A 13,165-nucleotide genomic window follows, 5' to 3' on the forward strand; every position below is an offset into this window, starting at 1 on the left:
GGCCGAGCGAAAACCTCGTCCTTCGACAGGCTCGGGATGAGGTTTTCGAATGCCGAGGCCTGCGCAATGGTCCTCATCCTGAGCTTGTCGAAGGACGAGGACCACGCATTGCGCCTACGTCCTAAATCGGCTTGCGCGCCTCTTCCGCCAAGCGGTCGGCCTGACGCTCCATGTCGTCGGCCTGGGCCGGCATGCGGTCGGCCAGGGCGCGCAGCTCGGCGTCGGTGACGACGTTGCCGCGCAGGCGGTTGTCCTCGATCTGCCGGGAGCGATAGGCGGGATCGCGCAGGCGGGCGGCTTCGGCGCGCATCTGCTGGGCGCCCTGGCGCATCTGGATGACGCCCCTCGCCATCTCGGCGCGAGCCTGGATCATCTGGCGAGCCACGTCGCGCTGGATGCGTTCACCCTCGGCCCGGGCCCGCTCGCCTTCGATGCGGGCCTGGTCGGCGGCGCGGCGGGCCTCGGCCTGGGCCTGATGGGCCTGGCGTCGCGCCTCGGCGGCCTCGCGGCGGGCTTCGGCGGCCTGGGCGCGCGCCTCGATCGCCGCCTGGGCTTCCTCGGGCGTGGCGAACCGGAAGGAGCCGTAGATCAGACCCTCCGGCGGGGCGGGCGGGAGCGGCGGTGCGGGCGGTTCAGGCGGCTCGGGCGCGACCAGAGGCGGCGGCGGTGGCGGAGGCGGCGGAGCCAGCGCCGCCATCTCCGGCGCGGGAGGCGCGGGCGGAGCCGGTGGGGCAGGCGGAACGGCGGTCATCGCGGGAACGGGCGGCGGGGCCGGAGGCGGTGGAGGCGCGATCCAGTCCTGGCGCGTGACGGCCAAGGCGGCCAGCGGCGTGGCGACGGCGGCCAGGGCCACGATGGTCAGGGCGACCGTCAAGGGGCGGCGACGGGCGGGCGTGTCGGTCATGATGCAGACGATCCTTGTCTTCAGCGTCCGGGCGTCGGCGGCCATGGCCGTCGCGGCGCCCAGGACGGGACGGGCGGAAGGGGCGGCGGCCAGGCCGATCAGGGCCTTGGCGTAGAGGACGCGGTCGACGGTCCGGATGGCGGCGGCGTCGGCGGCTTCCTCCGAGCGCTCGGCCAGGGCGGCGTGCAGGCGCCAGACCAGCGGGTTGAACCAGAAGATCGCCAGGGCCAGCCGCGACAGCATCAGGAAGATCCAGTCGTGACGGCGCAGGTGGGCCAGCTCATGAGCCAGGATGGCGGGGGCGGCGCGACGCTCGGCCAGGCTGGCCGGATCGATCAGGATGAAGCCCGGCGCGACGCCCCAGCTGAGCGGGCCGGCGATCCGGTCGCTGGCGACCAGGCCCGGCGCGTCCCGCGGCGACAGGCGTTCCAGCGGCGCCAGCCAGTCGGCGCTGTCCACCGGGCGGCCTCGGCGGGTCCAGCGGTTCAGGGTGTGCAGGCCCAGCAGCAGCCGGCCGGCGACGGCGACAAAGCCCAGCAGCCACAGTCCGCCGACCAGGCTCGACGTCGGCCAGGACAAGGCCACGGGCGCGGCCGCTCCGACCGGGCCGGCCAGAGGAGCGGCGAGGGGAGCGGGCGGGGCGGAGGCCGGTAACAGAGCCAGGTCCATCGCCGGCAGCAGGTTCATGATCACCGGCAGGGCCAGCAGCAGGCAGATCGCGCCGCGCAGGATGTCCACCCGGTCGACCGGGCGCTGGGCCAGATAGCGCGCGCAGACCAGGCCGGCGCCGGACACGACGCTGGACTTGACCAGCAGCGAGGCGAGCAGGACCCAGGTCATGGCTTGCGTTCCGTCGCTTGATCGATGGCCTGTTCCAGCGCGGCGGCTTCCTCGGGCGTCAGGCGCTGGCCCAGGCCCAGCAGGGCGGTGGCGGCGCTGGCGGCCGAGCCGGCGAAGAAGGTGTCGATCATCCGCCGCAGGGCGCCGGCGGCCACGGCCTCGGTGCGCTGGACGGGGCTGTAGAGAAAGCCGTCGGGACCGGCCACGCGCTCGACCAGGCCCTTGGCCTCCAGGCGAGAGAGCAGGGTGCGCACGGCGGAGTCGCTGATGGGGTCGGACAGGGCGCTTCGGACGCCGGCGGCCGTGCCGGTCTCCAGGCGACACAGGGTCTCGAAAACCTCGCGTTCGCGTCGGGGCAGGGATTCGATCACGGCGGCCTCGCGGCTGAGGGGTGGCGCTACATTTGTAGCGTTACATGTGTAGCGAGGCGGGCGAAGTGAATTCGCCGTAACCTGAGACCGCGCCGCCGAAGGCCGCCGCGCCGCCCAATCTTCGCCCCGCCATGGTCAAGATTGGACGCGATAAAATGGCCATGACCCTGCGCGCCCGCCTGCTGTCCCTCGCCGCCGTTCTCAGCCTCGCCGTCGTCGGCGTGTCGGAGGCTTCCGTCGCGCCGCGCCTGATCGAGACCCCCACGCAGGCGCCGGGCGACGCCCTGGCCGTGCTCTATTCGGGCGACGGCGGCTGGGGCGCGCTGGATCGCGGCGTGGCCAAGGTGCTGGCCGCCGACGGCGTGCCGGTGCTGGGCGTCAATTCGCTGCGCTATTTCACCACCAAGCGCTCGCCCCAGGCCCTGGCCGACGACCTGGCCGACCAATTGCGTTCGCACCAGACTCAATGGGGCCGCCAGAAGATCGTGCTGATCGGCTATTCGTTCGGGGCCGACGCCCTGCCGGCCATCGTGCCGCTGCTACCGGCCGACCTGCAGGCCCAGATCAAGAGCGTGGTGCTGATCGGTACGGGCCCGCACGGCGACTTGGCCTTTCATCCCGCCAGCTGGCTGAACCGGCCCACGGGCGACTCCTTCCCGGTGGCCCCGGCGGTCGAGGCGATGAAGGGTCTGCCGATGGCCTGCATCTATGGCGACAAGGAAAAGCTGGACATCTGTCCGACCTTGCCGGCGACCGTCATCCATCAGGTCAAGCTTTCCGGCGGCCACCACTTCGACGGTGACTATGCGGGCCTGGGGCAGGCGGTGCTGAAGGCCGCCGCGCTCTAGACGATCGGCAGGTAACCGGCGCCCGCGCACATCCGCGTGAGCGCATCGTGACCTAGCTTTGCTGCCTAGCGGGGGATCGAAACCCCGCCAACGCGCGTTTCCAAGGCCTGTACACATCGGAGAGGGCCTTCTCGCCATGACCGCGTTCGGGTCAGTCGTTCGGCATGCGCCGAGCGATTTGCCGCCACCACCAGTCGCCCTGCCGCTCCGCGCGGCGTTGTTTCTCGATCTTGACGGAACCCTGGCCCCGTTCATGCCCCGACCCGAACAGGTCGGACCCGACGCCCGCCGCGCGGCGCTGCTCGACGATCTGTCGCGCGCGTTGGACGGTCGGCTGGCCGTCGTCAGCGGTCGCGCGCTGGAGGATCTGGACCGCATCCTGGAAGGGCATGTGAAGTCGATCGCCGCCGTACACGGCCTGGTGCGTCGGGGCGTCCACGGCGTCGACCAGGCCAAGCCCCACCCCGACCTCGACCACGCCCGCGACGTGCTGCGCGACCTTGCGCGCAGCGACAGGGGCCTGCTGTTCGAGGACAAGGGCCTCAGCGTCGCTCTGCACTATCGCAACGTACCCTCGGCCGCCGACGCGGTGATCGAGGCGGCCGAACGGCTGGCCCAGGGTTCGGAGCTGGTGCTGCAACTGGGCGACATGGTCGCCGAGTTGCGCACGCCGGGCCAGGACAAAGGCAAATCGGTCTCGGCCTTCCTGCGCGAGGCGCCGTTCGACGGCGCGACCCCGGTGTTCGTCGGCGACGACCTGACCGACGAGGACGGCTTCGCCGCCGCCGCCCGCCTGGGCGGCTATGGCGTGCTGGTCGGCCCCGAACGCCCCACCCAGGCCGCCTATCGCCTGACCGACGTCAACGCCGTGCTGGACTGGCTGAGCGCCGGCCTCGACACCCTTCAGGGGAGGACCGCCGCATGAGCCGTCTGATCGTCGTTTCCAATCGCGTCAATCCGCCCACCGGCAAGGGCGACGAGAGCGTCGGCGGCCTGGCCATGGCCCTGGCCGCGGCCTTGCGCGAATATTCCGGCATCTGGTTCGGCTGGAGCGGCAAGACCACCGACAAGTTCACCGGCCAGCTGAACATGCAGAAGGCCGACGGGGTCACGGTCGCGACCGTCGACCTGGAGGAGAATGACTACCAGGAATATTACAACGGCTACGCCAACAAGACCCTGTGGCCGCTGTTCCACTACCGTGTCGATCTGACCGCCTACGACCGCTCGTTCGGCGAAGGCTACGACCGGGTCAACAAGCGGTTCGCCGAGACCTTGCTGCCGTTGATCGAGCCGGACGACGTGATCTGGGTGCACGACTACCACCTGATCCCGATGGCCCGGGAGCTGCGGCGGCTGGGCGTGACCAACCGCATCGGCTTCTTCCTGCACATCCCCTGGCCGGCTCACCAACTGGTGGTGACCCTGCCGCGCCACCGGCCGCTGGTCGAGGCGATGTTCCACTACGACCTGATCGGCTTCCAGACCGAAGAGAGCGTTCAGGCCTTCGAGGGTTATGTCTTCAACGAGGTGGGCGGCGAGCGCACCGAGGACGGGCGGTTGTCGGCTTTCGGCCACACCACCCAGGCCGGGGCGTTCCCGATCGGCATCGACGCCGAGGACTTCGCCCGCATCAAGGAAAGCCCGCGCGCCACCCGCGTCTATGACCGGCTGATGGCCCACAGCGTGTTCCGCAAGATGGTCGTGGGCGTCGATCGCCTGGACTATTCCAAGGGGCTGGAGGAGCGGCTGATCGGCTTCGAGCGCTTCCTGCACGACAATCCCGAGGCGCGCCGCGAGGTGATGCTGCTGCAGATCGCCCCGCTGTCGCGCGACGAGGTCGAGGCCTACCAGGACCTGCGCTCGCGCCTGGACGGCCTGATCGGTCACATCAACGGCGCCTATGCCGACATGGACTACAACCCCATCCGCTATCTCAATCGCAGCTATCGCCGCGACGAGTTGGCGGGCGTCTACCGCGCCTCCAAGGCCGCCCTTGTCACGCCGCTGCGCGACGGGATGAACCTGGTGGCCAAGGAATATGTCGCCTCGCAGACGCCGGACGACCCGGGGGTGCTGATCCTGTCACGCTTCGCCGGGGCCGCGCGCCAGCTGAAGGAAGCGCTGATCATCAATCCCAACAGCCCCGAGGAGATCTCGGACGCCCTGACCCGGGCCCTGAACATGGATCTCGACGAGCGCAAGCGGCGCTGGGAAGCCCTGATGGACAACGTCTCTCGCCACGACGTCACCGCCTGGCGCGACGAGTTCGTGGCCCAGCTGCGCGAGCCGACGCCGGCCCTGATCAAGCCGGACGGCGCCAAGTTCGCCCTGACTGCGCCGCCGGCCCTGACGGTCCGCGCCGGTGGAAGGGTCTAGGGGCGTGATCGTTTTTGGATCTCAACGTCCAAGCCGCTTTTTCCCGATCATGGCATGGGCCGGAACGAACGGTTTCTGAGAAAGGGTGATCCCATGGCGGCGCGTCCCACATGGCAAGGCCACCTGCGGCTGTCGCTCGTCACCTGTCCGGTGGCGATGTACACGGCCGTCATGCCGGGCGGCGAGGTGCGGTTCAACCTGCTGCACCCCAAGACCCACAACCGCATCAAGATGGTGGCCACCGACCCGGACCTGGGACCGGTCGACCGCGCCGATCTGGTCAAGGGCTATGAGTACGAGAAGGACCACTATGTGATCCTGACGCCCGAGGAGATCGAGAGCGTGCGGCTGGAAAGCACCCGCACGATCGACATCGAGCGCTTCGTCGACGCCGACGCCATCGACCGGCTCTACTGGGACAATCCCTATTTCCTGGTCCCGGACGGCAAGCTGGCGGTCGACGCCTACACCGTGATCCGCGACGCCATGGCCGGCGCGGGCAAGATCGCCCTGGGTCGGGTGGTGATGCACACCCGCGAACGTCTGCTGGCTATCGAGCCGCGCGACAACGGCCTGGTCTGCTACACCCTGCGCAGCCACGACGAGGTGCGCGACGCGGGCGAGCTGTTCGACGACATTCCCGACAAGAAGGCCGACCCGCAGATGGTGGCCATCGCCGAGAAGATCATCGAGCAGCAGGAAGGCCCGTTCGATCCCAGCCAGTTCAAGGACCGCTACGAGGACGCCTTGCGGGCCCTGATCAAGCAGAAGGAAAAGGGCGGCAAGGCCAAGGTGACGGCTCCGGAGCCGGAGAACACCAACGTCGTCGACCTGATGGAAGCCCTGCGCAAGAGCCTGGGCCAAAAGCCGGGCGCTGCCGTGGCCAAGCCTGCAGCCAAGCCGAAGAAGGCCGCGGCAAAAGCGCCCACCAGGCGTTCGGCGCCCCGCAAGAAGGCCTCCTAGCGCAATTCGCGCTTGTCATAGGCCGCGACGCGCCGCTTCTGCGAGGCGTGGCACGACGTCTTCCGAACCTCCGCCTACGGTCGATCGCGCTGGCGCTTGTGGTGCTGGCCACGACCAGCTGTGTCACGGCCAGGCCGCCGGCCAAGGTCAGCGGCGAGCTGGAGTGCATCGGGGCCCGGACGTCGCGTCCGACCGTGATCCTGGAGGCCGGCGCGTTCGGCGGGGCGGCCGACTGGTCGCTCGTCGCCGAGAAACTGGCGACCAAGCAGCGGGTCTGCGCCTACGACCGCGACGGCATCGGCTGGGCGGCCATCCATGACCTCGACCGTTCGCCCCTGGCCATCGCCAAGCGCCTGGGTGTGCTGGTGGCGGCGCACGAGGGCGACGCGCCCGTGATCCTGGCGGGGCATTCGAACGGCGGCCTCTATGTCGAGGCCTTCGCCCGGATGTGGCCCGAGCGCACGGCCGGACTGGTGCTGGTCGACGCGGTCGGGACGGAGGTCAAGGACCACCCGCTGGCGGTGGCGGACCTGGAGCACGAGGCGCGGCTGGCGGCCTTCACGCCGTTCGCCCGCGCCGTGGGCCTGACCCACCTAGTCCCGCTGATGGACGACATCTCGCCGGCCGCCGAGGCCGCGGCCCGTCGCCGTTCGGCCTGGACGGGGCGTAGCAGCATCCTGGCCGGGCTCGAGGAGGAGCGGGCCTTTCTGCCCGGCCTGGCCGACGTCGACGCCTTGCCGGCGCTGCGCCCGACCATCCCGGTGGCGGTGATCGTCGCCAGCCGGACCCCGAACGCGCCCCTCGACCGCGACTGGCGCGCCGCCCAGGTCGCCCCGGCCGACCGCGCCTGCCGGGCGGTGGTCATCGACGCCTTCGCCAGCCACACCTCGATCCTCGACGCCCAGAGGGACTATGTGGTCGATGCGGTGGGATGGCTGAACGGCGAGCAGGCGTCGGTGGGGACAAGACGGTGCTAGGGGCGTGATCCCAACCACCGCCTCACCGGCGCGTCGTAGACCCTGAACGCGACCCACGCCACGACCGGCGCGACAACCACGGCCAAGGCGGGGAACCACACCGGCAGCACCGACTGCCAGCCGCCCGGATACACCCGCAGCATCACCGCCCAGGTCGCCCAGTGCATCGCGTAGAGCGGATATGAGACGTCGCCCGTGGTCCGGCACGCCGTCCCCAGCGCGCCCTTGGGATCGTGGGCGCCGACCAGCACCAGCAGCGGGAACAGCACCGCCACGCAGGCGAAGTCGTAGAGCCCGTTCCACGGCCGGGGCGCCAGCGGCATGACCAGCACCGCCAGCAGGATCGCGGCCGGCAGCCAGAAACGCGGGCGGGGCGCGAGGGCCCGGTAGCGCCAGGCCAGCCAGCCCAGGCCGAAGCTGAACGACGCCCGCACCACGCCCAGCCAGAATGTCGCCTGGTCCCAGCCGGTCTCGACCCCGTTCAGCCCCAGGGCGACCCAGGCCATGATCACGCCGCCGCAGAAAACGATCGTCGCCGCCACCAGGTCGGGCGCGCGTCGCAGCGGGAACCACAGGGCGCTGACGATCACCTCCAGACACAGCGACCAGGCCGGCGGGTTGAACGGGAAGAGGGTGGGGAAGGTGAACTCGGCCGGATGGCCCAGGCGCGGGATCAGCAGCAGGCCGCGCGCCAGGTTGGGCCAGAAGGGTGGGCTGTGGCGGGCGGTCAGCAGCGCGCCGACCAGGGTCGACAGCACCAGCAGCGGCCAGATCCGCACGATGCGGATCCGCAGATAGGCGGGCCAGCCGATCGGGCGGTGCTCGAACGCGTGGGCCAGGACGAAGCCGCTGAGACAGAAGAAGAAATCCACCGCCAGATAGCCGTGGGCGAAACGGCCCGGCCGTCCCGACCAGTCGGCGACGTGGTACAGTAGCACCCCCAGCGCCGCCACCGCCCGCAGGCCGTCCAGGGCGGCGAACCTTTGCGTCATGCGCGCTCCAAAGACATGAACCGATGATTTTTCAGGATCGCCATGATTTCGCAAGGCCCGACACCGGCTTCGACCACAAGCTTCACGGTCTCATCTCGAAGCGCTAGGTTGTGCGAATGATCCTGTTCTCTCATGCGTGTTGTCGGACCCCGCGCCGAGTGTCGGCCCTGCTGGCCTTGGTGTTCACGCTGGCGGCGGGTCTGGCAATCTGGCCGGCCAGCGCCCTGGCCGCACCGCCCGCACAGCTCCGCGCCTGTCCCGATCCCGAAAAGCTGATCACCGTCCCTCAGGCGGCCGCTCGGCTTTGGAGCGAACGACAGTCCTACGACGCTCTCTGTCTCTACATGGCGAGCATGGGCCTGGCGCGCACGGACGCCGTCAAGGCCACCGACCTCTATGTGCTTGGGCGGGCGCGCAGCCGGTTCGATCTTCTGCGCTGCGAGACCTGGCCGCACGGCCCGATGTCTTCGGCGACCGCGTCGATGCGCATGGGGGCGGAGCAAGCGCTGAGCACCGCCGGCGTCACGACATTCCTGCCCCAGCTGATCGCGGTCACGCAGCTAGCCTCGACCTACGACTACGAATTCGACGATCTGGAGCAGATGTGCGACGGCGGTTCGCTCAAGCCGGAAAAGGATTGGAAGGCCGAGCAGGAGCGCATGCAGGCGGGAGCCAGAGCCGCGGCCGCCGAAGCGCCGGTCGCCAATTCGCCGCCGTCTACCGCACCGAAGTCCACGGCCGACTGAGCAGCACCGCGCAGTTGATCAGGCCGACCAGCGAATAGGTCTGCGGATAGTTGCCCCACAGCTCGCCGTCCGCGAAGCCGATGTCCTCCGACAGCAGGCCGGCGGTGGTCCGCCGCGCCAGCATCTCCTCGAACAGCGACCGCGCCTCGTCGATGCGGCCGGCCAGGTACAGGGCCTCGACCAGCCAGAAGGTGCAGATGTTGAACGCCGTCTGCGGGGCGCCGAAATCGTCGGGAATGGCGTAACGCAGCAGGTAAGAGCCCTTGCGCAGCCCCGCCTCGACGGCGGCGACCGTGGCCTCGTTGCGCGGGTCGTTGGCTTCGAGGAAGCGCAGGTCGACCAGCTGCAGCAGGCTGGCGTCCAGCTCGTCGCCCTCGAAGGTGGCGGCGAAGCGGCCCAGGTCCGCGTTCCAGGCGCGCTCGTCGATCGTCTGGCGCACCTTGGCGGCGCGTTCGTTCCAGAACGTGGCGCGCTCGGTCAGGCCCAGACGGGCGGCGGCGTTGCCCAGGCGGTCGCAGGCGGCCCAGCACATCACCGCCGAATAGGTGTGGACATTGGCCCGGCCGCGGAACTCCCACAGGCTGGCGTCGGGCTGGTCGTGCAGCTGGAAGGCGCGCTCGCCGACGGGCTCCAGATTGTGGAAGTCCTCGACCGTGCCCGGCCGCAGCAGGCGCTCGTCGAAGAACGCCTGGACGGTGGACAGGATGATCTGGCCATAGACGTCGTGCTGTTGATGCTCGAACGCCTGGTTGCCGATCCGCACCGGCCCCATGCCGCGATAGCCGGGCAGGGCGGGGGCGAAGCGCTCGGTCAGCTGCGGCTCGAACCCCACGCCGAATAGCGGCTGGATGTGACCGCCCGCCGCCCGGTCGACGATGTTCCGCAGATAGCCGAGGTAGTTCTCCAGGATGTCGACCGCGCCCAGGCGGTTCAGGGCCTGGACCACGTAATAGGCGTCACGCATCCAGCAGTAGCGGTAGTCCCAGTTGCGGCCGCTGTCGGCGTGCTCGGGAATCGAGGTGGTCATGGCCGCCACGATCGCGCCGGTCTCCTCGTGCATGCAGAGCTTCAGGGTGATGGCCGCGCGGATCACCGGGCCTTGGTAGTCGAGCGGCACGGCCAGACCGCGCACCCAGTCCATCCAGTATTCCTGGGTCTGCTGCAGCATGCGGTTGCAGGTGGCCCCGATGTCGGCGTTGAAACCCTCGTCGGCGCCCAGGAACATCGCGATCGGCTTTTCCAGTCGGAAGGTGCGCTCCTCCAGGATGTGCGACACCGGCCCGTCGGTGGACAGGCGCAGGGTCATGTCCGAGCACAGGTAGCGGACGTGGTTGGAGCCGTGGGTGGTTTCGGCCGGGCGCGCCCCCCAGTCGGCGGTGGGGCGCAGGCGGATGGTGATCCGCGCCACGCTGGTCAGCGGGCGGATCAGGCGGATGAAGGCGGTGGGCCGGAAGCTGCGGCCGAACTGCTGGTAGCGGGGGGCGAAGTCGATGATCTCGATGCTGGCCCCGTCGGCGTCGGTGATCACCGTGCGCAGGATCGGGGTGTTGCGCAGGTATTCCTGGTCGACGGTCTTGGCCCCGTCGACCGCGACCTCCCAGGTCCCTTGCGTCGATGGATCGCCAGGCTCCAGCCCGCCCAGCAGCGAACTGAACACCGGGTCGGAATCGATGCGCGGCGCGCAGGCCCAGACGAAGCGCCCGCAGCGGTCGATTAGGGCGCTGACGGCGCAGTTGCCGATCGGGAAAAGGTCGAGGTTCTGCGGCATTCTTAGCCCTCCGCTTTCAATTCAAGATCCGCTCATCCCGGCGAATGCCGGGACCCAGATCCCAGAGCTGGGAGGCTGATTGGAAAAGCGCTGAGGTCTTGGAACCGGCGCTCCGCCTTGCCATCTGGGTCCCGGCATTCGCCGGGATGAGCGGAGTTAAGATCACCGCCGGATCAGGATCGGCACCTGCGAGTGCTTGCTGGTGTGGGCCGCGACATGAGCGCCGACGTGCTCGAAGGTGATGTCGGTCAAGGCCGCGCCGATCCGCAAGCCGTCGATCTGCAGGTTGTCGATGCCGATCGGCAGGCGCGGGTCGGTCAGGTGCACCTCGCCCCGCCAGCCGTCGATGGTGATCCCCAGGCACGCCTGCAGCATCATGAAGGCCGAGCCGGCCGCCCAGGCCTGGGGCAGACAGGCCACCGGATAGGCCACGGGCGGCTCGCCCGGCAGGCGCGGGAAACCACAGAACAGTTCGGGCAGCCGCATCTCGTAGTGCACGGCGGTCTCGAACAGGCCCGAGGTCATTTCCACCACCCCGTCACGCTGGCCGTAGCGGGCCAGGCCCATGGCGCAGATGGCGGTGTCGTGCGGCCAGACCGAGCCGTTGTGATAGCTCATCGGATTGAAGCGCGGTTCGCCCTGGGCCAGGGTTCGAACGCCGAAGCCGTTGTGGAACGCCGCCGACAGCAGCGTCTCGGCCACCTTCTTGGCGCGGTCGGGCGAGGGCAGGCCGCAGAACAGCAGGTGGCCTGGATTGCTGCCCTTCACGCGGCAGGGCTTGCCGTGACCGTCGACGGCCATGGCGTAGAAGCCCTTGTCTTCCATCCAGAACTTGGTCTCGACCTGCTGGCGCAGATGCTCGGCCTTGGCGCGCCAGCGCTCGGCGTTCTCGGGTTCGCCGCGCCGCTCGGCCAGGTCGGCCATGCCCTTGAAGGCGGCGAAGGCGTAGCCCTGGACCTCGACCACGGCGATCGGCCCATCGGGGAACTTGCCGTCCTCGTGGAAGACGCTGTCCTCGCTGTCCTTCCAGTTCTGGTTCGACAGGCCCGAGTCCAGGCCACGGGCGTAGTCGATCAGCCCGTCGCCGTCGCTGTCACCGAAGTGCTCGATCCAGGCGATGGCCGCCAGCAGCGGCTCCCACAGCCCCTCGATGAACGCCAGATCGCCCGTTCGCTCGGCATAGGCGCAGGCCAGGGCCACGAACAGCGGCGTGGTGTCGACCCCGCCGTAGTAGCGGCCGAACGGCAGCTCGCCCAGCGCGGTCATCTCGCCCTTGCGGGTCTCGTGCATGATCTTGCCGGGCGCGCTGTCGCGGAAGGCGCTGACCTCCTCGGCCTGGTGCTCGGCTAGATAGCCCAGCACGCCCTTGGCCAGGCTGGGCTCGATCCACAGCACCTGCCAGGCGGTGATGATGGCGTCGCGGCCGAACGGGGTCGAGAACCAGGGGATGCCGGCATAGGGATAGGGACCGGTGGCGAACTCGGTGGTCAGCAGGGCCAGGTCCGCCCGCGACTTTTCCAGCCAGTCGTTGAACAGCCGGCCCGAGCTGTGCAGCCGCGCGCCGCGCCGCCGGCGCTTGCGCATGTCGACCCGGGCCCGCGCCGCCGCCGCCCGCCAGCGCTCGCGCGTGGGGGCGTGAGCGTGCTCGACGCCGACCTCGATATAGAGGTCGAAATGAGTCTCGGGCGTCAGCATGAACATGAAGTCGGCGCGCTGGGGCCCCAGGCGGCCCGGCGGTTCCGAGAACGAGATGATGCTGGTGCGGCGCACGCCGTCCAGGCCGTCATAGGCGTAGGTGACGCTGCGGCCGTTCATCTCGGCCGGCAGTACGCGGCCGCGCCCGCCGGGACGCTTGGAGCCGCGCACCTCGAACATGTCGTGGAAATCGGCGTCGTATTCCAGGCTGACCGGCAGGATGACCATGTCGCGGCTGTAGTTGACGAAGCGCAGGCGCTCGTAGAGCCGCTGGTCCCACAGGAACCGCTTGCGCTCGACGTGGATCGCGCCGTGCGGCGCCGCCGCGCCGCCCAGGGCGGGCAGGGGCTCGTTGGTGGCGTGCGAGGTGAAGAACACGTTGTCCTGCGAAACCGCCGCGCTCAGCAGGGCCGGCGAGCGGTTGCCCAGCAGCAGGCGCAGCTTGGACAGCAGGCGCGTGTCGTCGTGGAACAGCCCGTCGGCCGCGCCCAGAACGTCGCCGAACGCGTCGGCCACCAGGAAGGTGTCCTTGTCCTTCAGCGCGAACAGCCGATAGGGCACCCGGGGCTCGCCCGTTTCGCCTGTCTCGACCGAACCCACGGGGGTGTCGGGGGTCATATCATCCATGGACTTGGCCTCTTGCGCTGAGGTCCCTCGAAAACCCGCCGCGCCGCGAGGCTGC

Annotated in this window: 11 protein-coding genes; 6 read left to right on the forward strand and 5 right to left on the reverse strand. The window is 69.7% G+C overall.

Features of this window, described 5'->3' with window-relative positions; translation table 11 throughout:
* Positions 1 to 121: 121 nt before the first annotated feature.
* Complete coding sequence (locus tag G3M62_RS26760; protein WP_165186332.1) at positions 122 to 1,744, reverse strand: M56 family metallopeptidase; 1,623 nt, start codon at positions 1,742 to 1,744, stop codon at positions 122 to 124.
* Complete coding sequence (locus G3M62_RS08970) at positions 1,741 to 2,115, reverse strand: BlaI/MecI/CopY family transcriptional regulator (protein WP_165186334.1); 375 nt, start codon at positions 2,113 to 2,115, stop codon at positions 1,741 to 1,743. Before G3M62_RS08970 ends, G3M62_RS26760 begins: the two co-directional genes overlap by 4 nt.
* Positions 2,116 to 2,276: 161 nt before the next feature.
* Between G3M62_RS08970 and G3M62_RS08975 the strand changes: the two genes are divergently transcribed.
* From G3M62_RS08975 to G3M62_RS08995, 5 genes are all read left to right on the forward strand, one after another.
* Positions 2,277 to 2,963, forward strand: a complete 687-nt coding sequence (locus G3M62_RS08975; protein WP_246263537.1) for a virulence factor — start codon at positions 2,277 to 2,279, stop codon at positions 2,961 to 2,963.
* A gap of 136 nt (positions 2,964 to 3,099) precedes the next feature.
* Positions 3,100 to 3,888: a trehalose-phosphatase gene (gene otsB, locus G3M62_RS08980; RefSeq protein WP_165186342.1), complete on the forward strand. Its 789-nt coding sequence runs from the start codon at positions 3,100 to 3,102 to the stop codon at positions 3,886 to 3,888.
* Positions 3,885 to 5,342, forward strand: a complete 1,458-nt coding sequence (locus tag G3M62_RS08985; protein WP_165186344.1) for an alpha,alpha-trehalose-phosphate synthase (UDP-forming) — start codon at positions 3,885 to 3,887, stop codon at positions 5,340 to 5,342. Before otsB ends, G3M62_RS08985 begins: the two co-directional genes overlap by 4 nt.
* A gap of 93 nt (positions 5,343 to 5,435) precedes the next feature.
* Entirely contained in the window at positions 5,436 to 6,305 is an 870-nt protein-coding gene (gene ku, locus G3M62_RS08990) for a non-homologous end joining protein Ku (RefSeq protein ID WP_165186346.1), read from the forward strand.
* Between the two features lie 101 nt (positions 6,306 to 6,406).
* Positions 6,407 to 7,282 carry an alpha/beta fold hydrolase gene (locus tag G3M62_RS08995; protein WP_165186348.1) on the forward strand — a complete coding sequence of 292 codons (876 nt, stop codon included), beginning with the start codon at positions 6,407 to 6,409 and terminating at the stop codon, positions 7,280 to 7,282.
* Here the strand turns inward: G3M62_RS08995 and G3M62_RS09000 are convergent.
* Complete coding sequence (locus G3M62_RS09000; RefSeq protein WP_165186350.1) at positions 7,279 to 8,274, reverse strand: acyltransferase family protein; 996 nt, start codon at positions 8,272 to 8,274, stop codon at positions 7,279 to 7,281. The genes G3M62_RS08995 and G3M62_RS09000 overlap by 4 nt on opposite strands.
* A gap of 158 nt (positions 8,275 to 8,432) precedes the next feature.
* On the opposite strand from G3M62_RS09000, the gene G3M62_RS09005 reads away from it, so the two are divergent.
* Positions 8,433 to 9,020 carry a hypothetical protein gene (locus tag G3M62_RS09005; RefSeq protein WP_165186351.1) on the forward strand — a complete coding sequence of 196 codons (588 nt, stop codon included), beginning with the start codon at positions 8,433 to 8,435 and terminating at the stop codon, positions 9,018 to 9,020.
* On the opposite strand, the gene G3M62_RS09010 is transcribed toward G3M62_RS09005, so the two are convergent.
* Entirely contained in the window at positions 8,992 to 10,788 is a 1,797-nt protein-coding gene (locus G3M62_RS09010; protein ID WP_165186353.1) for a glycoside hydrolase family 15 protein, read from the reverse strand. The two genes, G3M62_RS09005 and G3M62_RS09010, sit on opposite strands and share 29 nt — an antisense overlap.
* Positions 10,789 to 10,950: 162 nt before the next feature.
* Complete coding sequence (locus G3M62_RS09015; protein WP_165186355.1) at positions 10,951 to 13,110, reverse strand: amylo-alpha-1,6-glucosidase; 2,160 nt, start codon at positions 13,108 to 13,110, stop codon at positions 10,951 to 10,953.
* Between the last annotated feature and the right edge of the window lie 55 nt (positions 13,111 to 13,165).

The sequence above is a fragment of the Caulobacter soli genome, assembly GCF_011045195.1.
Classification (GTDB): domain Bacteria; phylum Pseudomonadota; class Alphaproteobacteria; order Caulobacterales; family Caulobacteraceae; genus Caulobacter; species Caulobacter soli.